Origin of the sequence: Enterobacter cloacae complex sp. P40C2 (assembly GCF_014930695.1) — a bacterium.
GTDB lineage: Bacteria > Pseudomonadota > Gammaproteobacteria > Enterobacterales > Enterobacteriaceae > Enterobacter > Enterobacter pasteurii.
Window position 1 is genome coordinate 282483 of the sequence record NZ_JADBRP010000002.1, and the last position, 19900, is coordinate 302382.

Annotated in this window: 22 protein-coding genes and 2 pseudogenes; 9 read left to right on the forward strand and 15 right to left on the reverse strand. The window is 56.8% G+C overall.

Features of this window, described 5'->3' with window-relative positions; all coding sequences use genetic code 11:
- Positions 1-19: 19 nt before the first annotated feature.
- Positions 20-1390, reverse strand: coding sequence for an NAD-dependent succinate-semialdehyde dehydrogenase (locus tag IM304_RS06585; RefSeq protein WP_193354797.1), 1371 nt, complete (start codon positions 1388-1390; stop codon positions 20-22).
- A 138-nt stretch (positions 1391-1528) separates the two neighbouring features.
- Here IM304_RS06585 and IM304_RS06590 point away from each other — a divergent pair, with 138 nt between their 5' ends.
- The 5 genes and pseudogenes from IM304_RS06590 (at position 1529) to IM304_RS06610 (ending at position 4881) form a co-directional block, all read left to right on the forward strand.
- A complete protein-coding gene (locus IM304_RS06590) occupies positions 1529-2281 on the forward strand; it encodes an AraC family transcriptional regulator (protein ID WP_193354798.1) in 753 nt (250 codons plus the stop codon).
- A 38-nt stretch (positions 2282-2319) separates the two neighbouring features.
- The gene (locus IM304_RS06595) at positions 2320-2967 is read left to right on the forward strand and encodes a LysE family translocator (protein ID WP_193354799.1); all 648 of its coding nucleotides are present in this window, start codon (positions 2320-2322) and stop codon (positions 2965-2967) included.
- A gap of 101 nt (positions 2968-3068) precedes the next feature.
- Positions 3069-4250 (forward strand): annotated as a pseudogene (locus IM304_RS06600) (restriction endonuclease).
- Between the two features lie 54 nt (positions 4251-4304).
- Positions 4305-4481: pseudogene (locus IM304_RS06605) on the forward strand (type I restriction-modification system subunit M N-terminal domain-containing protein); the annotation flags it as partial.
- The gene (locus IM304_RS06610; RefSeq protein ID WP_193354800.1) at positions 4471-4881 is read left to right on the forward strand and encodes a hypothetical protein; all 411 of its coding nucleotides are present in this window, start codon (positions 4471-4473) and stop codon (positions 4879-4881) included. The pseudogene IM304_RS06605 and the gene IM304_RS06610, both read left to right, overlap by 11 nt.
- Positions 4882-4940: 59 nt before the next feature.
- On the opposite strand, the gene tssD is transcribed toward IM304_RS06610, so the two are convergent.
- The 3 genes from tssD to IM304_RS06625 are packed head-to-tail and all read right to left on the reverse strand — an operon-like array spanning position 4941 to position 6301.
- A complete protein-coding gene (gene tssD / locus IM304_RS06615; protein WP_193354801.1) occupies positions 4941-5432 on the reverse strand; it encodes a type VI secretion system tube protein TssD in 492 nt (163 codons plus the stop codon).
- On the reverse strand, positions 5433-5939 hold the full coding sequence (locus tag IM304_RS06620) for a hypothetical protein (protein WP_193354802.1): 507 nt from the start codon (positions 5937-5939) through the stop codon (positions 5433-5435).
- Entirely contained in the window at positions 5939-6301 is a 363-nt protein-coding gene (locus IM304_RS06625) for a tlde1 domain-containing protein (RefSeq protein WP_193354803.1), read from the reverse strand. The genes IM304_RS06620 and IM304_RS06625 overlap by 1 nt, the downstream gene beginning before the upstream one ends.
- A 245-nt stretch (positions 6302-6546) precedes the next feature.
- Between IM304_RS06625 and IM304_RS06630 the strand changes: the two genes are divergently transcribed.
- Complete coding sequence (locus IM304_RS06630) at positions 6547-7818, forward strand: DUF445 domain-containing protein (protein ID WP_148422062.1); 1272 nt, start codon at positions 6547-6549, stop codon at positions 7816-7818.
- Here the strand turns inward: IM304_RS06630 and IM304_RS06635 are convergent.
- From IM304_RS06635 to IM304_RS06665, 7 genes are all read right to left on the reverse strand, one after another.
- Complete coding sequence (locus IM304_RS06635; protein WP_148422064.1) at positions 7815-8891, reverse strand: DUF2955 domain-containing protein; 1077 nt, start codon at positions 8889-8891, stop codon at positions 7815-7817. The two genes, IM304_RS06630 and IM304_RS06635, sit on opposite strands and share 4 nt — an antisense overlap.
- On the reverse strand, positions 8881-9948 hold the full coding sequence (locus IM304_RS06640; RefSeq protein ID WP_148422066.1) for an HlyD family secretion protein: 1068 nt from the start codon (positions 9946-9948) through the stop codon (positions 8881-8883). The genes IM304_RS06635 and IM304_RS06640 overlap by 11 nt, the downstream gene beginning before the upstream one ends.
- Positions 9945-10415: a MarR family winged helix-turn-helix transcriptional regulator gene (locus tag IM304_RS06645; protein ID WP_193354804.1), complete on the reverse strand. Its 471-nt coding sequence runs from the start codon at positions 10413-10415 to the stop codon at positions 9945-9947. The genes IM304_RS06640 and IM304_RS06645 overlap by 4 nt, the downstream gene beginning before the upstream one ends.
- Positions 10416-10551: 136 nt before the next feature.
- On the reverse strand, positions 10552-11247 hold the full coding sequence (locus tag IM304_RS06650; protein WP_193354805.1) for a helix-turn-helix transcriptional regulator: 696 nt from the start codon (positions 11245-11247) through the stop codon (positions 10552-10554).
- Entirely contained in the window at positions 11222-11617 is a 396-nt protein-coding gene (locus IM304_RS06655) for an amino acid-binding protein (protein WP_193354806.1), read from the reverse strand. The genes IM304_RS06650 and IM304_RS06655 overlap by 26 nt, the downstream gene beginning before the upstream one ends.
- Positions 11610-11933: an antibiotic biosynthesis monooxygenase gene (locus IM304_RS06660; protein ID WP_148422074.1), complete on the reverse strand. Its 324-nt coding sequence runs from the start codon at positions 11931-11933 to the stop codon at positions 11610-11612. Before IM304_RS06660 ends, IM304_RS06655 begins: the two co-directional genes overlap by 8 nt.
- 132 nt (positions 11934-12065) lie before the next feature.
- Entirely contained in the window at positions 12066-12545 is a 480-nt protein-coding gene (locus IM304_RS06665) for a carboxymuconolactone decarboxylase family protein (protein WP_176608798.1), read from the reverse strand.
- Between the two features lie 102 nt (positions 12546-12647).
- Here IM304_RS06665 and IM304_RS06670 point away from each other — a divergent pair, with 102 nt between their 5' ends.
- A complete protein-coding gene (locus IM304_RS06670) occupies positions 12648-14036 on the forward strand; it encodes a PLP-dependent aminotransferase family protein (protein WP_193354807.1) in 1389 nt (462 codons plus the stop codon).
- A 40-nt stretch (positions 14037-14076) separates the two neighbouring features.
- On the opposite strand, the gene IM304_RS06675 is transcribed toward IM304_RS06670, so the two are convergent.
- On the reverse strand, positions 14077-14238 hold the full coding sequence (locus IM304_RS06675; RefSeq protein ID WP_148422134.1) for a DUF1127 domain-containing protein: 162 nt from the start codon (positions 14236-14238) through the stop codon (positions 14077-14079).
- A 176-nt stretch (positions 14239-14414) separates the two neighbouring features.
- Between IM304_RS06675 and IM304_RS06680 the strand changes: the two genes are divergently transcribed.
- Positions 14415-15830: a PLP-dependent aminotransferase family protein gene (locus IM304_RS06680; protein ID WP_193354808.1), complete on the forward strand. Its 1416-nt coding sequence runs from the start codon at positions 14415-14417 to the stop codon at positions 15828-15830.
- A 63-nt stretch (positions 15831-15893) separates the two neighbouring features.
- On the opposite strand, the gene foxA is transcribed toward IM304_RS06680, so the two are convergent.
- The 3 genes from foxA to IM304_RS06695 all read right to left on the reverse strand — a co-directional run bounded on the left by foxA (position 15894) and on the right by IM304_RS06695 (position 19459).
- Positions 15894-18002 (reverse strand): ferrioxamine B receptor FoxA, encoded by a 2109-nt coding sequence (gene foxA, locus IM304_RS06685; RefSeq protein ID WP_193354809.1) that lies wholly within the window; start codon positions 18000-18002, stop codon positions 15894-15896.
- A gap of 121 nt (positions 18003-18123) precedes the next feature.
- Positions 18124-19074, reverse strand: coding sequence for a helix-turn-helix transcriptional regulator (locus IM304_RS06690; protein ID WP_193354810.1), 951 nt, complete (start codon positions 19072-19074; stop codon positions 18124-18126).
- 151 nt (positions 19075-19225) lie between these two features.
- Positions 19226-19459 carry a DUF2171 domain-containing protein gene (locus tag IM304_RS06695; protein WP_148422084.1) on the reverse strand — a complete coding sequence of 78 codons (234 nt, stop codon included), beginning with the start codon at positions 19457-19459 and terminating at the stop codon, positions 19226-19228.
- Between the two features lie 228 nt (positions 19460-19687).
- Between IM304_RS06695 and IM304_RS06700 the strand changes: the two genes are divergently transcribed.
- Positions 19688-19873 carry a DUF2767 family protein gene (locus IM304_RS06700; RefSeq protein ID WP_148422086.1) on the forward strand — a complete coding sequence of 62 codons (186 nt, stop codon included), beginning with the start codon at positions 19688-19690 and terminating at the stop codon, positions 19871-19873.
- The last annotated feature ends 27 nt before the right edge of the window (positions 19874-19900 follow it).

The window sequence follows — 19900 nt, forward strand, 5'->3', positions numbered from 1 at the left end:
AGGTTTTTTTATTACCGCGTTACTTGCGCACCACCACCAGCTTCTGGTTCACAAACTCTTTGATCCCCAGATCCGACAGCTCGCGTCCGTAGCCGGAACGCTTCACGCCGCCGAACGGCAGCTCGGGCGCGGTGTCGGTGAGCCAGTTGATGTAGACCATCCCCGTCTCAATGCGCGACGCCATCTTCTTCGCCCGCTCGATGTCCTGGCTGAATACCGCCCCGCCCAGACCGTAGTGGGAGTCGTTCGCCAGGGCGACCGCCTCGTCGTCATTTTTCACCACATAGATCTGCGCCACCGGGCCGAAGAACTCTTCGAAATACGCCGGGTTGTCGCGCGAGATGTGGGTCAGGATCGTTGGTTCGAAGAAGCTCCCGTCGCGCTGTACCGGCCTGCCGCCGTAGTGCAGCGTCGCCCCGTTTTTCACCGCTTCGTCGACCTGTTTGGTCAGCGTTTCAAGCGCGTCTTTAGACGATAGCGGCCCCAGCGTGGTGCTTTCATCCAGCGGATCGCCAATCTTCACCTGCTTAAACGCCTCGGTGAATTTGCTCAGGAACGCGTCGGCAATGTTTTCGTGCAGGATAAAGCGCTTCGCCGCGGTACAGACCTGTCCGGCATTGTTGAGCCGCGCGCTAACGCCTGTCTTGACGGCTTTCTCCAGGTCGGCATCGTCCAGCACCACGAACACGTCGTTACCGCCCAGTTCGAGGGTCGATTTTTTAATGTGCTTCGCTGCCTGCGCTGCCACCACGCTCCCCGCTTTTTCGGAACCCGTGAGCGCCGCCCCCTGTACGCGATCGTCGGCGATAATGTTCGCCACCTGTTCAGACGAGATAAACAGGTTGGTCCACGCCCCTTCCGGCGCGCCCGCTTCACGCACCAGCTGCGCAAAGGTCTCGGCACAGTGCGGTACGATGCTGGCGTGCTTGGCCAGAACCGGGTTACCCGCCGCCAGGTTTGGCGCCAGAACGCGCATCAGCTGGTAATACGGGAAGTTCCACGGCTCGACGGCCATCACCACACCGATGGGGTGATGCTCAACCCACGCTTCTCCGAGTTCGGACTGATACTTCACCGGGACAAGGAACTGCTTCGCGTTGTCGGCGTAATAGCGGGCGATTTGCGCGCACAGCTTCACTTCGCCACGGCTTTGTTCGATGAGCTTACCCATCTCCTGGCTGGCAATCTTCGCCAGATCCTCCGCGCGCTCGTCAATCAGATCGGCTAGCTTATGCAGCACCGGCAGACGCTGGCTTATATCGCCCTTCGCCCAGTCGGAATGATAGAGCGCATCGGCTGCCTTCAGCGCCGCCTCAACGTCTGCGTCAGTGTGGGAGGGATATTCTTTGACGAGCTGGTTAGTGGCAGGATTTACTGTCTGGTAAGCCATATCGAATCTCCTTGTTTTACCGCTTAGGGTTTTAAGCGTAGTCAACATGACTGGCGATGGAGGTAAAGTTGGGTATATACGGAGGGTTCTTAGTGGGGCACGGGCATGGTATAAAAAACGTACCCGACAGGAGCGCCTATGACCCATACCCGACACGTCCGCCAGAACTTTAACCGCACCCCGGGCCTTGAGCTGCGCAGCACGTGGCAGAGCACCGTGGCGTATAAACGTCATTGTCATCCCCAGCTCTCGATTGGTGCGATAGTGGAAGGCCAGACCTGCTGCGTGTGTCATGACAGAGAGTACATCCTTCATCCCGGGGACCTCATTGCGATCCCGGCCTATGCGCCGCACAGCTGCAATCCCGTCGCCGGGCAACCGCGCAGCTACCATATGCTCTATATCGACATGGACTTTCCGCTGGCAGAACAGGTCATTCGCGACCGCACGCTATTTGCGCTTTACCTGAACGTTGTTGAGAACATGTCGGCTAACTCCCTGAACGCGCTGATTTCTGCCCTTCCGCGCTGCGCCAGCCGCACGGGTGAGCTACGTTCAACCAGCCAGCACGTTCAGCAGGCTCTGCTTTCCGACCTTGCCGCACCGCCCTCGCTTGATGACCTTGCCCAACGCTTCTCGCTCCGCAAGGAGACGCTGATCCGCACCTTCAGGCAGGACACCGGCCTGACGCCGGGCAGCTTTCTCAACATTTCCCGCGTGGAGTACGCCAAAGCGCGGCTGCGCGCCGGGGACAATATCGCCGACGTTGGCTATCAGAGCGGCTTTGCCGACCAGAGCCATTTCCACAAGACCTTCGTCAGCTATACCGCCGCCACGCCGCGCCAGTACGCCACGGGCCGATCAATATCAGACAATAATCAGGATAAGTAACATCGTAAGGTGGCCTCAGTTAATGCAACGAGGTCACTATGGAAACGTTCTTCCCTTCCGCTTTTTTCGCCCTGGCGCTGGCGCATTTTGTTGCCCTGCTAAGCCCGGGTCCCGATTTTTTCCTGCTGGTGGGCTACGCGGCGCGCTACCGGCTGCGCGGCAGCGCTGGACTGTGCTTCGGCATCGCCGCGGGCAACGGGCTGTATATCCTGCTGGTGATTATCGGCTGGAGCGCGCTGCGCCAGTTTACGTGGCTGTTTATGCTTATCGAACTTTCCGGCGCGCTGTACCTGCTGTGGATCGGCTCGCACCTGGTACGCAGCCGCCCGCAAGCGCTGGTGCTGAATGAAACCCACCAGCGCTTTCCCTCGCTGCGCAAGCAGATCCTGCTGGGGCTCGGCTCGGCGCTGTTAAATCCAAAGAACGCCCTGTTCTATCTGGCGCTGATGACGGCGCTGCTGGGGCCGAACGTCACGCTGCTTCAGCAGGCGACCTGCGGCGTCTGGATGGTGATGGTGGTGCTGGCATGGGATCTGGCGCTGGTGTCGCTGATGGGGCTACCCGCGGTGCAGCAGAAGCTCAGCCGCTCGCTGTGGCTGATTGAGCGCACGGCAGGGGTAGTGCTGATGGCGTTTGGCGGGTGGGTGCTGTGGCGGCTGCTATCAAATAGTGTTTTGCCTATATAGAAATCAACGACTTCATTGCCTTACAAAATAAGTGACTTAGCTATTAGTATTTCTTCCCTGACGTGGCAAGCTAAAGTCACAGCAATCGTTAAGGGAACAACGTGAAAAATTACAAAGTCATCACGCCACTTTTTCCAACCTATGCGCAGGTTCAGGCAATGATGAAAGCCGTCTCCGGCTATTCAGTAAATTCCGTACGTAACATGATCAATGCAATACATGAACAAACCGGCACGCCGCAAAAGCCGGTCGACTGGTCCGAACCCGATATGTGGATCAACGAACGCCTGAAAGGCGAAGATGCCGAGATCGCGCTGAAAATCTGGAACCAGGATAACCACATCCTCAATCCCCGTCATAGTTACGGTAGTTATTTGTTTCTAAACTCTTCTGTCTTCGAACTGATGGAAACGACGCCGAAAGATACATGGGAACCCACCCAGCGCGGGCATCAATTCCTGAATGATGATGACACCACACTACGCGCGCTGGACGATAAAGAAGGGTTACTGCAACTTCTTGAACTGCTTGCTGGACGTGAAATGTCCCGTCGTGCTGACTTACTCCCGGAATGGCAGGCTTTTTTACATCAGCATTCAAAGTTCGCTTCAACCAGTTCTGTCAAAAGCACCCTCTACTCGAGACTCTGTAACCTGATCGATCGCGATATGGTCGCCCGGGAAGGGATGAGTTACTACATCACCGATAGAGGCCGGGCATGGCTGGCGAATGCCTTACCAGCCCGCAAAGCCGATCCGCGAAAAGAACTTCTGGAAGCTGTTAAGCGCTACAACCAGCAGCAAAAAGAGCAGCTTCGCGAACAAATCAGCACCATGAATCCCTACAAGTTTGAGCATTTGATTGGTCAACTTCTGGAGGCAATGGGTTATGAACAGGTGGAAGTGACCAAAGCATCGGGCGATAAGGGTGTCGACGTCGTCGGCAGAGTACAGGTGGGCATTACTACCATTACGGAAGTAGTGCAGGTTAAGCGTATGCAGAGCAACATAACCCGTCCTGTTATCGACCAGTTACGTGGGGCATTGCCTTAACACAGCGCGATCCGGGGCACGCTCATCACCACGGGCCGTTTTGCCGGGAACTGTGAAAAAGCGGCTCTGCATCCCGGAGCGGCTCCTATTACCCTGATTGATGGTGACCGTCTCCTTGAACTGCTGATAGAGAATAATGTCGGCATACGTCGCAGCAATGCGATCGAACTGCTGGACGTGGACATGCAGCTTTTTGATGAACTGGAAGAGGGATTAAAAGGCGAAATTTAGCGTCTTAATCGCTACAATAGACGCCAAATTTTTCCTGATTGAGTTCATTATGGCCAAAAAGCCAAAGCAAAGAAAGGCTTTGAAGACACTTTATGGGATACCGCGAACCAGCTTCGCGGTAGCGTTGAATCCTCCGAGTACAGGCACGTGGTACTGAGCCTCGTGTTCCTGAAATTTATTAGTGATAAATTTGAGTCTCATCGTAAGAAAATGTTCGCCGATGAAGAGCAAAAAATGTTGCAACGGTAAAAAAATTAGCTGGAATGATTTTTTCTATGATGAAGACCGTTATCCCATCTTTTTAAAAAAAACTGATAAAATTACGCATCCTGTCGCAATTCTTATAACTGTTAAACAAGCACAGAAACACATTAATATGGAAAGAGGCAGTTTCTGCTCCCTCAAAGGAGAGTTATGTACATTGGAGCATGAAGATAAAAGCAAAGAGTTCTTCGCTCCTGGTTTAACCTGTAACGATACGACCTTTTTTGAAAACCTCGAAGCTAAAGACGAGATTATAGTCATCGGTAAAGTACGTCCAAGAATAAAACAATGGGGTGAAGGGAAAATCTTTAAAAACTTAAATATTAATGTTTTCAATAAAAAACAAATTACACGGTTAAAAGATTGAAATACAGCAGAAATTTCCCCCCGGCTACGGGAAACCGTCCCTCTCCCGTAGCCAGTTAATCAAGCCCCTAACCGGTAATCCCAGTCGTCCGAATGAATAACGTTACCGTCACGGTAATGCCAGGTAATCTTTTCATAACGAAGCGAAACGAGCTCAAGATGCCCTTGTTTTTCATGGTAAGTATCTTTCACGTCATGCATCACTGAAAATACCGTAACGACCTTCACCGCTTCCAGCATTATCGTAAAATAGGTTTCTTCTTGCCCGGCATCATTGATTCTATACAGGTCGATAGCCGCTTTCCTGAGCGTGCCACCCGTGCTCAATGCTTTGTACAGGTGAACGCTAGAGGCATCAATTTCCTTCTCGATTAGAAATGGACGATGCTGCCGCTTGCTTAACGCTCTGCCATTATGCAGATCAGAGTTATAGCTTACGTTATGATAGAGGCCTAAAACCTCAATCTGATTTTCACGATCTTTAACTCTCACGCTGCCTTTTATGATATTACCCACTTCGTCAGTTAATGACATATATCCTGGAATGGCCATTTAAATATCCTTATCGAATGGAACAGAGTGTTCAATGGTTTCGATCATAACGGCGAGACATCTTTTACCCTCTGTGGTTTTAACCTTAAACATCTCTCTTATTGAATCGACAAAAAGCTTATTGCTCTCTGCTTCCGTCTCCGGGAAATTAGCGAAAGCACAGATTTGGTCAATAGAGAGCAACGGTTTATCGTCTTTTAAGATTGCCAACACACCCGCTGGATTATGTGGAATAGCTTCTGAAAGCGCCGCCTTTAGATCTTCAGCCGTACTGGCATCCACACCAGGTTCAAGTGCACTCGCTACGGCTAACCATGCACGGGAACCTTTACTTATCTCCGGGATGACAAGATTCCACCATTCCGACTCACCGCTATCATTTGAATCCAGTTCCATTACAACTGAACTGGCACCTTTATCATTTATCATTTGCAAAATCTGTTCAGGTCCATGGACCTTAGCAAATAAATACATGGGGAAAAAGATAAATACAATGAGATATTTCATCACCTCACCACCAGTATTGTGTCACCCGAATCATAAATCATATGTCGTTTATCCTGACCGTTCATAATGATGCAGCCTGCAGATGCTGACCCCGGTGGCTGGCCTTTCTTATCGCCATGGATTTGAAAATGATTCCTACCAAAAGTATTGGTCCCCGCTATAGGTTCAAGGATAATTGCCTCTGCGCTTTTGTGATTATTCCACCCGGCAATAAAATAAATACCTCTTGGTATAGGGCCTCTGTTTCGTTGTCGTTCGCATTCTGGTTTATCTTTCGATTCGCCAGCACCGCTATAGCAGTTAGCAACAAACTCGCCATTGTGACTTAATACCCCTGTTGATACTTTATATTCCCATGTCATTAATACCCCCCCCTTTCACGAATAGTTCTTTATCTTATGACTAACAAGAGAGTTAAAATTACCTCAACGGTCACAAAATCTTATGCCCAGGAATAGAGGAGCACAAAAAACATAGAAAAATTAATAATAAATAATTTCAATGCATATATTTTTAATATAATAGCGACCTGTTTACTCAAAGAAGACATCTTCCTCCCTTAACGCCAGCTTTGCACTTTTGGTTCACTTACCTCTATCCTTAACCCATGGAAAAAATAGCTGAACTCAAACGCGCCAAGCTGCTGGCGCTGTCGCTGCTGCTGATTGCCGTCGCGGCGTTTATCACCACCCTCTTCCTGCCGCAAACCTTCTGGGTGCGCGGCGTGAAGGCCATTGCCGAGGCGGCGATGGTCGGCGCGCTGGCGGACTGGTTCGCGGTTGTCGCGCTGTTTCGCCGGGTGCCCATTCCGTTTATCTCGCGCCATACGGCGATTATTCCGCGCAATAAGGACCGTATCGGCGATAACCTCGGCCAGTTCGTGCAGGAGAAGTTTCTCGACACGCAGTCCCTTGTTGCCCTCATCCGCCGCTATGAGCCCGCGCAGATGATTGGCACCTGGTTCAGCCAGCCCGATAACGCCCGGCGCGTGGGGCAGCATCTGGTGCAGGTGATGAGCGGTTTTCTGGAACTGACCGACGACGGGCGCATTCAGCGCCTGCTCAAGCGCGCGGTGCATAAGGCTATCGACAAGGTCGATCTCACCGAAACCAGCGCCGTCATGCTGGAGAGCATGACCAAAAACAACCGCCATCAGGTGCTGCTGGACGCCATCATTAACCGGCTGATTACCCTGATCCAGCGGGAAAGCACGCGGGAATTTATTTCCGACCAGATCGTCCACTGGCTTAAGACCGAGCATCCGCGCAAGGCGATGGTGCTGCCCACCGAGTGGCTGGGCGACCAGAGCGCCGAGATGGTGTCAAACGCGGTAAATACCCTGCTGGACGACATCAGCCACGATCGCACACACCAGATCCGTCAGGCGTTCGACCGCGCCACCATCAGGCTCATCGACAATCTGAAAAACGATCCGGAGATGACGGCAAAAGCCGAAAACATTAAGCACTACCTGAAAAATGACGAGGCCTTTAACCGCTATCTGGGGGAGATGTGGGCCGACCTGCGCCAGTGGCTGAAAAATGACATGCAGAGCGACGACTCCCGCGTGAAGCAGCGCATCGCCAGCGCCGGGCTATGGTTTGGCGAAACGCTGACCAACGACGCCAGCCTGCGCGCGTCCCTGAACGAACATCTGGAGCAGGCCGCGCACCGCGTGGCGCCGGATTTCGCCGCGTTCCTGACGCGACATATCAGCGACACGGTGAAAAGCTGGGACGCCAAAGACATGTCGCGTCAGATTGAGCTCAACATCGGTAAAGATCTTCAGTTCATTCGCGTTAACGGCACCCTGGTGGGCGGAACGATCGGTCTGATCCTGTTTCTGCTCTCGCAACTGCCCGCCGTACTGGGGCATTAATCCGCTTTTGGCGGCGCGATAACGTAGCGCGTCGCCTCGAAGCGGTTGAGGATCAGGTGCACCAGAAAGACCATCGTCAGCGTGACCACCAGCGCGAAGGTGACGGAGGTGATGCGGTACAGATCGCTGAACACCAGGTCGCTGTCCGGGTGCATGTTCTGCCCGAACATAATGCCGATGGTGGTAATACTGGCGAAGCCCACACCGGCGCCAACCTTCTCCATTACGTGCAGACGCGCGCCAAAGGCCAGCCCAAGGCCAATCAGCGGCATCATCAGCAGCATGTGGCTGCTGTGATCGTACAGAATAAGCTGGACGACAAGGATATAAAGACACCCCAGCACCACCCCAACCACGCGCCAGATGGAGCTGATAACCGAGCCGCGATAGTGCATCGGGAACAGAATCAGAATGCCCGCCATCAGCGCCGACAGGGAATCGCTTAAATCGCTAATCTGAAACACCACGAAAATCAGCGTCGCCACGGTGCCGGAGAGCAGCGACTCGTGGCGCACGCGGGCGTCGTTTTTCTCGATCAGCGGCGGCGGCTTGCGCGGCTCCACGTCCGGCAGCAGGTAATTCATCAGCGCGCTCAGGCACACCGCCATCACGCTCGCTTCAATGTTGGAGAATAAAAGCGTGTGCCAGCTGGTCGTGGGATAGCTCATAAAGTTGAGCATCACGCTCTGGCACACCACCCCCATCGAACCGAACAGGAACAGCGGCCCCTTGCTCATAAAGCGAAACCGCATCACGTACAGGGCAAATACCACCAGCGTCATGATGACCGGCCACTGCGACAGATAGCCGATGATAAGCACCATCTCCACGCAGTTTAGCGAAGCGCTGAACACAAACTGCTTCGCCACGTGGCGATTAAACACCGGCACCAGCGACAGCAGCATGATCGGATAAACCACAAAAAACACGCCGTAGCTGGTGTTGTAGAAGCTCGAAACGCTGAGCGCAATCATCCCGGCAAAGACGATGCGCAGGGTCTGGCGAAAGTCGTTTGCCGTATAGACGATGTTGCCGTGCGGGGTAAAGACCCGCGCCAGAGTGCTAATAGACATAGTGAAGCAGGCTCACCAGATGAATTTGCATCCCGGAGAAGAAGCGCGCAAACGGCCCTTCGCTGTTGTAGAGCTGTACGGTAGCGCGCGCGCCGGTCGGCAGCGGCTTCGGTATGGCCTCGTCCAGCGCCACGTGAATGCGCATACGCTGAGCGTCACGCACCCAGCGGTTGGAGGTTTCCGGCTGTGACAGCTGGCCGTTAACGGCCTCCTGTCCGGCGAGGATCCCCGCGTCGCTGCTGGTGACGTGGGCGCGGAACACCTGCCCCGGGAAGGCGTCAAACACCACGGCGGCATCGGTGCCCTGGTGGGTATGGCGCAGGCTTTTCTCGCGGAAATCGGCCACGATATCCGTCTGCGTGTTCACCAGCGCCAGCGCGGCCGAACCGGACGAGGCGTAAAAGCCGGGGCTTAACTGCAGGTTACTGACCGTACCGTCCGCCCCGGCGTAGACCTTCGTCCAGCCCAGATTCAGCTCCGCCTCCTCCAGCGCGTTACGGTATTTTTGCAGCGTCACGTTGCGGTGCTCATCCCGCTCCCCGCGCTGAATGCGCAGGTTATGGATGTTGGCCTGAATCGCGCTGACGGACTGCTCGCTGCTCTGCCAGGCGGTGCGGACTTTGTCCAGATCCGCCTGCGAAACGTTCTGCATCGTGCTCAGCTTCCGGTAGCGGTCGAAGGTCACCTTATCGTTACGCGCCGTCAGCACGGCGGTTTTCAGGCTGGCCTGCGCGGCGGCAATCTGCGCGTCCAGCTGCGCGTTAGACAGGCGGGCCTGCTCCAGCGCGATGCGCGCCGCGTCGACCCGGTTGCGAAACGGCGTGTCGTCGAGCTCAAACAGCAGATCGCCTCTCTTCACCTGGCTGTTGTTATGGACATGGACCGCCGCCACATAGCCGGAGACGCGCGCCGACACTGGCGTCACCACGCGCATCACGGTGGAGTCCGGCGTCAGCGGGATCCAGATATCCGCGACGATAAAGTAGACAAACATCAGCAGGAAAGAGGCAATACTCACCCTTACCCAGCGGGCAAACTTTTGTTCAGGAGTCATTATTTTTCGGTCTTGTTTTCTTCTTCGCGGATTGTCCGCAAATTGCAGGCGATTTGATTTAACGTGGCGCTGAAGATATCGATATGTTCCGGCGCGATGTTTTGCGATACGCGCGCCTGAAGCGTCTCGATCACCCGAGTGAGCCGTTGAAGAATGGCCTTTCCTTCGGGCGTCAGCGTCAGCAGCCGGATGCGCCTGTCGTATGGCGAGACGGTGCGCAGCAGGTAGCCCTGCTTTTCCAGCTGCGTCAGCGTGCGCATCAGCGGGGGCAGTTCAATACCCTGCACCTCCGCCAGCTCGCTGACCGAGACGTTATCCCCAAGCTGATGAAGCTGCATCATCACCGTCCAGCTCGACTGGGTTAACCCGGTGTCGAGAATGGCGTCGTCGATCACCGCGCGCCACTGACGCACGATCATCGCCATCCGCATGCCCATCGGCCTGCGGCTAAACAGATCGTCTTCACTCATGGGGAGTTCCTCTCGTATTACCCCAACACGATAATAGTTATCAGGGTAAGTATCAAGAAACGAGAATCTAAAGCGCAGGAATTGCGAAAGGCTGGCTGCCTCTCCTGTGGGTGAGGGGATCGGGCTGCAATGGCGTTTAGCGGCTAAAGTACTTCCTGACGGCCGCCTTCCCTGCGCCCGTAACCACCACCTCCCTGTAGCCCGCCACCCGCTGGATCCACCCTTTGCTTTCCAGATGCATGAGCAGCGCCGCCCCCGCCTCTCCGCCCAGATGAAACCGCCGCTCGCTCCAGTCCAGGCAGGCGCAGCAGGCTTTCCGGCGCGGATGCGCGCTTAACGGAACGCCGAGCTTCAGGAACTGCTCCCGGCCATACAGCGTCAGCGCGGAGCCGTCCGCCTCAAGCCAGCCTTCCGCCTGCATGAACTCATAGATCTGCACCGCCACCGTTCCGGCAAGATGGTCGTAGCAGGTCCTGGCTTCACGCAGGGCTTTTGGCGCGGAGGTTTCCGGCGGCGTAATGCGGCTCCAGGAGAGCCCCATCATCTGCTCGACCAGCGCCGCCACGTCGTGCCCCGCCAGACGATAATAGCGATGCCGCCCCTGCGACAGGCAGGTAATCAGCCTCCCTTCCACCAGCCGGGCGAGGTGCCCGCTGGCGGTCGACGGCGCCACGTCGGCGGCAGCGCTCAGCTCCGTGGCGGTCCAGGCCCGTCCGTCCATCAGCGCGCAGAGCATCTTCACGCGCGACGGATCGGCCATGGCTGCCGCCACCGCGGCAATGGCCCGCTCCAGCGCCGCGCTGCCGTCAGGAGGTAAGCTCGTCTTTAACATTCGTTGCCCAGGGTTCGGTGATCTCTGCGGCCAGCTTATCATCATCCGTCAGCAGAATAAGGTGATTCGCATGGTCGCTGTACTGGGTAAGGACAGACACGCCCCGTGCGGCCAGCGCGGCAGCCAGCTCGCCCAGCTCGCCGGGTCGCTCCTGCTTGAGTTTTCTGATTACCGGTTTACGTACGGCCAGCACGGAAAACCCACCCTCAGCCAGCACGCGGCGGGCTTTTTCACCATCCTCCACCAGAAAATGAGCATCGGTGCCGAATACGCCGCCGCCTTCCAGCCCCACGCCGTTGCGCCCCAGAAGTTGCCCAAAGCGCGCCAGCTCGCCGGGAGCAGCGTTAAACACGACATGAACGTCATACATCCGCGTGCCCTCCGGTTTCGGAGGCGTACTCCCGCGTGACCTGCGCCACCCGAATACGGTAGTACGCAAAAATCGACTCCCGCCCTTCGGCCTGCGCGGCCTGATGAAAGACGTTCTGCTTCCAGCTGCGGACAGCCGCTTCATCCCGCCACCAGGAGAGCGAGAGGATTTTGCCGTCGGTGGTCAGGCTCTGGAAACGTTCGATATCGATAAACCCGTCGATACCCGCCAGCAGCGGCTTGAGCTCAGCGGCCAGCTGCAGGTAACGCGCCTGATGGACGGGGTTGGCTTTGGCTTCGAAAAGGACTGCGATCATGGTTGTCTCTCCGTTGTGAGGTTACGAAGAGCATGCGGGAACAGAATGGGCGATGCTTCGGCAGGGAGCGAAATGTGGTGGCGCGGCGCTTATCGGTCTACGGCAGGCCCGGTAAGCGCCGCGTTATTGTGATTATTCCAGGTTAGCCTTGTTCAGCCCGTAAGCCGCATCCAGCGAGCCGGGCGCCATGCGCGACGTAATGCCCAGACGGTTCCAGGCGTTGATCGCTGCGATGGCGAAGTTCAGCTCCGAAATCTCCACGTCCGAGAAGTGCTCCGCCACGCTGCGGTACAACGCGTCGCTCACGCCGTGAACGCCAATCTGGGTCAGCGCTTCGGTGAAGGCCAGCGCGGCTTTCTCGCGGGCGCTGAACAGCGGGGATTCGCGCCAGGCCGCCAGATGGTACAGGCGCAGCTCGCGCTCGCCGGCGATTTTTGCCTCTTTCGAGTGCATATCCAGGCAGAAGGTACAGCCGTTCAGCTGCGACACGCGAATGTCGATCAGGTGCTTCAGCGCCGGGTCGATGGAGGTTTTCGCCACCTCCATGCTCAGGGCGGAGAGGGCGTTGGCGAGGGCAGGTGTGGCTTTATGGTGGTTTACGCGGGTGCTCATTGTCTTTCCTCTGTATTGTGCGGTTTATGTCGCGCGATGAGGCAAATCTACGCCGTTCATGACATAGTAAAAAGATACAAAAAGCGTGAAATGAGGTAGGACATGAAGCCAGGCTATCACGACATCTATGCCCGCTATCGCGACAACATCACGCGCGGCGTGCTGAAGCCCGGCGATAAGGTGCCTGCCATCCGCGTGCTGGCTGAGGAGCTGAAGGTGGCGCGCAAAACCGTCGAAACGGCCTATGCCATCCTGACGGGCGAAGGGTACCTGGTAAGCCAGGGCGCCCGCGGCACGCGGGTAAACCCGGATCTCCTGCTTCCGGCTACACCCGCTCCGGCGGAGCAGACCACCGGCACGCTCCCGGCATCGCTTATCAGCCAGCGCGAGCGGGCCGGCTTTCTGCGCCCCGGCATTCCCGCGCTCGACAGCTTCCCGTACAAAAAATGGCTGCTGCTGGCGGGCCAGGCGACGCGCGCCATGCGTCAGGATGAAATGCTCAACCCGCCGGTGTCGGGCTGGTACCCGCTGCGCGAGGCGATCGCCCGCTATCTGAATATCTCCCGCGGGCTCTCCTGCACCGCCGACCAGGTGCTGATCACCAGCGGCTACAGCGGCAGCCTGCGCCTGATCCTCGACGCGCTTGCGAGCCGCAGCGACAAGGTGGTATTTGAAGATCCGGGCTATTTTATGGGCCAGCAGCTGCTCAGGCGGATCGTGCCGCGTCTGCACACCGTGCCGGTCGATCGCAGCGGGATCGACACGGAATACCTGCTCCGTCACCATCGCGACGCCCGCTTTGCCATCGTCACCCCGTCGCACCAGAGCCCGCTGGCGGTAACGCTCTCCCTGCCGCGTAAACAGCAGCTGCTCGACTGGGCTTCGCAGAACGAGGCGTGGATTATTGAAGACGATTACGACGGGGAGTTTCACTACACCCGCAAGGTGCTGCCGTCGCTGAAAAGCCTCGACCGGCATGACCGGGTGATCTTTATGGGCACCTTCAGTAAAACCATTATGCCGTCGCTGCGCATAGGCTACGTGGTCATGCCCGCGCGCACCGTTAGCGCTTTTACCGACTGCGCGGAAATCACCACCAGCGGCCAGCCGGTACTGACGCAAAAGATCCTCACCGCGTTTCTCAACGAGGGGCATTTTTTCCGGCATCTTAAGAAGATGCGCGCCCTCTACCAGACCCGGCGCGACTGGATGATTGCCGCCCTGCGTGAGGTATATGGCGACCTGTTCTTCACCGAGCAAAACGACGGTGGGATGCACATTGTGGCGTTTCTCAGCACAGGAAGCCGTGACCGGGAGGTGGCGCGCTGCTGGCAGGCACACCAGCTACAGGTGAACGCGCTATCCGAGTGGTATTGCGGGTCGGGAAAACGCTACGGGCTGGTAATGGGCTATAACAACGTGCGGTCGTATCAGGAGGCGGTTGAGCTGCTGGAGAGGCCGAAACGGCAGACGCTTGCACTACTGGGCTGAGCCTTGCCCGGTGGCGCTACGCTTGCCGGGCATTAACGGGTCAGAAATCATGCCGCGACAGCCCCACGTCCCTGAGCTGCTCGTCGCTCATTTTACTCAAAATGCGGCGGGTACGATTAATCCGGTACCAGTTACGCAGCGTTTTCGCGATCCAGACAAACGCGATAAAAGGTTGCCTTGCGCGGTTCTCGTTAAATTCCATCATGCTCTCCTCACTGTGCCAGTGAGGCTATCATCGTGCAAATCAGCCCGTGCAATACAGATTCAAAAACACCTTTTGTTTAACATACAGATCCGCTAAAACGGTATCTGCATGCCGTTTGTAACGGCAATCTGTACTGGTTTATTAAACTGTATGGTAATAACAAAGGATACAGCATGACGCGCTACCAGCATCTGGCCAATCTTCTGGCGGAACGCATCGAGCAAGGGCTGTACCGCAGCGGCGAACGTCTGCCGTCGGTGCGCGCGCTGAGCCAGGAGCACGGCGTAAGTATCAGCACCATACAGCAGGCCTATCACATCCTTGAAAACCTCCAGCTCATCACGCCCCGGCCGCGTTCCGGCTATTTTGTTTCAACACGGAAGGCTCAGCCACCCGTACCGGCGATGACGCGCCCGGTGCAGCGCCCCGTGGACGTTACCCAGTGGGATGAGGTGATGATGCTGCTGGACGCCCGCGCCGATAAAGAGATGATCTCCTTCGGCGGCGGCTCGCCGGACGTTAACCAGCCGAGCCTGAAGCCGCTCTGGCGCGAGATGAGCCGCATTGCGCAGCACAATCCGGGCGAGATGCTGAGCTATGACGTGCTCGACGGGCGCCTGGAGCTGCGCGAGCAGATCGCCCGCCTGATGCTGGACGGCGGCTCCACCGTGGCGGCAAACGAGATTGTGATCACCAACGGCTGCCACGGCGCGCTGTCTATCGCCCTGCTGTCGATCTGCAAGCCGGGAGATATCGTGGCGGTCGAGTCCCCGTCGTTTCACGGCACTATGCAGATGCTGCGCGGCTTCGACATCAAGGCGATTGAAATTCCTACCGATCCTGAAACCGGCATCAGCATCGAAGCCCTGGAGCTGGCGCTGGAGCAGTGGCCGATCAAGGCGGCGATCCTGGTGCCCAACTGCAATAACCCGCTCGGCTTTATCATGCCTGAAGCGCGGAAAAAGCAGGTGCTGACGCTCGCCCAGCGGCACGATATTGTGATTGTTGAGGACGATATCTACGGCGAGCTGGCCGCAGAGTACCCGCGTCCGCGCACCATTCACGCCATGGATATCGACGGCCGCGTGATCCTGTGTAGCTCATTTACCAAGACCGTGGCGCCGGGGCTGCGCGTCGGCTGGATTGTTCCGGGCCGTTATTACGACCGGGTGATGCACATGAAGTATGCCGCCGGCGGATTCAACGTGCCGGGTACGCAGATGGCGGTGGCGGCCTTTATTCGCGACGGGCATTACCATCGCCACGTGCGGCGTATGCGCCAGATTTATCAGCAAAATATGGAAACCTATACCTGCTGGGTGCGGCAATATTTTCCGGCAGAGATATGCGTCACGCGGCCTCAGGGAAGCTTCCTGCTTTGGGTCGAGCTGCCGGAGAAGGTAGATATGGTGTGCGTGAGCAAGCAGCTGTGCCGCCTGAAGATCCAGGCGGCGGCCGGGTCGCTGTTTTCCGCCTCCGGCAAGTACCGCAACTGCCTGCGCATCAACGTGGCGTTACCGCCTTCGGAAAAGCATCGCGAGGCGTTGAGGAAAATGGGGGAAGCGATTGTGATTGCGATGGAGGAGTAGCGCGGCCTGATGCCCTCACCCCGGCCCTCTCCCACGGGGAGAGGGCGAAAAGGGGCTAACGCCTCAGAACGTCCAGGAAACGCTGCCCACAATGCTGCGTTCTGCGCCAAAGTAGCAGTACGAAAGCGAGTTACACGCCGCCACGTAGCTTTTGTCCGTGAGGTTATTGACGTTTAGCTGCGCGCTCACGCCCTTCAGCCCCACCTTCGACAGATCGTAGCCCACCACCATATCCACCAGCGTATAGGACGGCAGCGTGTGGGTGTTCTGGCGATCGCTGGTAATACCGTTTACGTAGCGCACGCCGGAGCCGACGGTCAGGCCGTCCAGCGGACCGGTTTTAACGCCGTAGATCAGCCAGGCGGAGGCCATATTGCGCGGGGCATAGACGGCGCGCTTGCCCTCCTCTTCCGGGCTGCTCTTCTTATAGCGAATATCGGTATACGTATACGCCGCCTGCACGCGCAGGCTGTCGGTCAGCTGACCAATCGCCTCCAGCTCAACGCCTTCGGACTCGATTTCACCGATGGAACGATACGGATCGGTCGGCTCCTCTTTGGTGGCGATGTTCTTCTGGTTGATGCGGAACACCGAGGCGCTGAACTGGCTGTTCATCCCCTCCGGCTCGTACTTCACGCCCGCTTCCCACTGCCTGCCCTTCATCGGGTCAAGGATCTTACCCTGCTCGTCGGCAAAGCTGGTCGGCGTAAAGGCGGTAGAGTAGCTCACGTACGGCGCAACGCCGTTATCAAACAGATACAGCAGCGCCGCGCGGCTGCTGAAGTTGTTCTTGTCCAGATCGCTGCGGGTATGGTTGAAGTTGTCGATATTCGACACGCTCACCTGGTCGTACCGTCCGCCCAGCGTCAGGCGCCAGCGGTCAATGGACATCTGATCCTGAAGGTAATACCCGGTCTGGCGCAGCTTGTGCTTTTCCCGGCTGTACTGGGTGATGTAGTCGGGCTTCGCGCCGTACGCCGGATGGAAGGCGTCGATCGGCGGGAAGCCGCCGTAGTAGCCCGTCACGTTGTTGGTGCGATCCTGATAATCCATGCCGATCAGCACCCGGTGGTTCACCGCCCCGGTGTCGAAGCTGCCGTCCACCTGGTTATCCAGGGTGATGGCGTTCATCTTCTCGTCAGAGCCGGAGTAGCCCCGGTTCAGTTCGCTGTCGTTCAGCCAGCCCGCGGCATACACCTGATTCAGCTCCACTTTGGTATGCAGGTAGCGCAGCTTCTGGCGCACTGACCAGCCGCTATCGAACATATGCTCGAAGCTGTAGCCCACCATATTCTCGCGGCGATCGTATTTGTCGTAATCGTCTTCCCCTTCATAGAAGGTGTTGGCGATCTTCCTGCCATGGTGCGGCACGACGGTGCCTTCATACGGCAGACCGGAGTGGCTACCGCCTTCCGGATCCCGGTGCAGGTAGGCCATCAAATCCAGACGGGTGCTGTCGGTGATGCGCCAGGTCAGGCTCGGCATCAGCGCGTAACGCTCCTCCTTCAGCGGGTCGAACTGGGAATCGGCGTAGCGGGTCATGCCGCTGAGGCGCGCCGCCACGCGGTCGTTATCGTCCAGCGGGCCGGTGACGTCAAACATCGCCCCGCGCTGGTCGTTATTCCCGGCAAAGAGCTTGATCTCCCCGCCCGGATCGAACGACGGCTTACGGGAGGTCAGCGCCACGATCCCGCCGGGGGATGAACGGCCATACAGCACGGAGGCCGGGCCGCGGACCACCTCAACGTTTTCCAGGAACCACGGATCGACCACCAGCGAGCTGTGGGAATTGGTGTCCCCCATCATCTTCAGGCCGTCGAGGTAGATATTATCCAGGCTGCCGTCAGAGAAGCCGCGCAGCACGATGTAGTCGAAGCGGTTTGAGGCCCCAATCTGGTTGCTGTACACGCCCGGCGTATAGCTCACCGCCTGACGCACGCTGGTGGCCCCCTGCTCTTCAAACTGCTCGCGGGTGACGACAGAGACCGACTGCGGGGTTTCAATATCCGGCGTTTCAATTTTGGTGGCGGCAGACTGCATCTGCGAGGTGACCACAACGGTTTCGGTTTTTTGGGCATCCTGTGCCAGCAAAGGAAAAGCGACGCTACCGGTAACCCATCCCACCAGCAGTGCCAGACGCGACTTAGCAAACATGATCCTCTCCAAAGGCATTTCTTATTGTTAATAAGAATTATTACCTTTTTCATTCCGCAAACGGCTATGCGCGCCGCCAGGTTTCGTATGCGCGATGGCAAACCGCACGGATCGCGTTCGCAGGAACAGGAAAAATGGGTTAGCGCGGCTGGCGCACTTCGCCGGGAGAGACGCCGTAGCGGCGACGAAACGCGGTCGAGAAATTGGTGGCATGCTGGTAGCCGGACATCCACGCCGCCTGCTGCACGCTGTAGCCTTCAAGAAGGTAGCGGCGCGCCAGCGAAAGGCGGCAGTCGCGCAGGTAATCAAATACCGTACAGCCGTAGCGCTGACGAAACTTGCTGCGCAGGCTGCTCTGGCTCATTGCCGCTAGGGCGGCCAGTTCGGCAAGGGTGTGATTCAGTTCGGGCGACTGTTCCAGCATGCTCCGCACGCGTTCCAGACGCGCATGCTCTGGTCGGCACAGGCCATGCTGCTGGCGCTGGCTCAGGCCGTGTCCCAGCAGCTGATACATCAGCCCTTCCAGAAGCAACCTCCGGGAGAGCGCACTTACCCCCTGCCGTTGCGCATGCTCAATGCCGGAAAGCACGTGGTCCGGCACCTGCCAGACAAACCCCGGAATCTTCTGGTTTTGCCATTCCAGAAGCAGCGACTCCAGCAGCCCTTCACGTCTGGCATCGGAAGGGTAGACGCCGAACGACAGCGTCTTCAGGGTGCAGTCGGCATCGTGTCGCGCGCCCATCACCTGCTCTTCGCTGAGGCGGGCGCTGAACGCCATCCCGGATCGCACCACGTATTCATCATCCCCGAGCGTGAGCGTGACGCATCCCTCCAGCACCACCAGCATATAGAGCGGGCTGCTGTGGCGGGAGGTGGTTTCGTAGGGCTGCAGTACGTGAACGTCGGAATGGGTCAGGGAAATCCCTGAGGAGAGCGTCATCTCCTCCACATCGCCGCGGAGCACCGGGCTGGTGGCCTGCGTCTCCTTGAGCTGCGGAAAATGGTAGTCGATACCGTAGCGCTCGCCAAATACCTCAAAATCCGCCACAAGGTAAAGGCGTTTCGCTGGGGTATTTGCATTCTGGCGCATCGTGAGGGGCCTGCATCGGATAAAAGACGAAGGGAAACAGTACCATTCATTTATCGTGGCGGCAATGCGGCGTTTTTTAATGCGGGTTTAATAGCACAAAGCCCCGGCCTGAGCCGGAGCCTGATAATATATTTTCAGGAAAGAAATATATTTATGCTTCCTGCCATTCAGCAAAGACTGCTTTATGGTCTTTGGTCAGAATAACTTTATTATCATCCACTTTGTCGACCCAGCCGAGCGGAATATAGTGATGCTTGCCGCCGGATTCAGGATCGCTTTTCGCAAGCTTAATGCGCTCGCCGTCCAGATGGTCCACAACGCCCACATGCGTACCGCAGCTGGCTACAACCTGGGTATGATCCTTAATTGCGCTTTTATCTACCATGTTGATTCTCCTGTTTCGGTTATATGGCTGTTGCACGTCATTAACTGTAGCGTATAAAAATCTGCTTGCGGCCTGTATTAGCATTTTGAAACATCATTGACATAACCACTTATTCAGTCTATTTAGCGATTCCTAATTCCGCCGTCCCTAATAAGAATTAGATGAATTATTTCCGGCTCGTTATTTCTCTTTCATAATTTAATTAACGCAAACCACGAGGAGGCATTTATGGCGATTCGTAATAATCGGGCTGAAATTTCACAGGCCCTTGGTGAAGCGGTATTAGATATTGTCCAAAAAGGGCATGAAGTGTCGCGGGAAAATCTGGCGCAGGCGATGAAGATCAAAGCCGAAAAAGAACGCGATGATGAACGGCTTCTGAACTACTGGAAAGCCTGCAATATGCTGGTCTGAACAACGCGGCGTTTAGCGAGGCTAAAC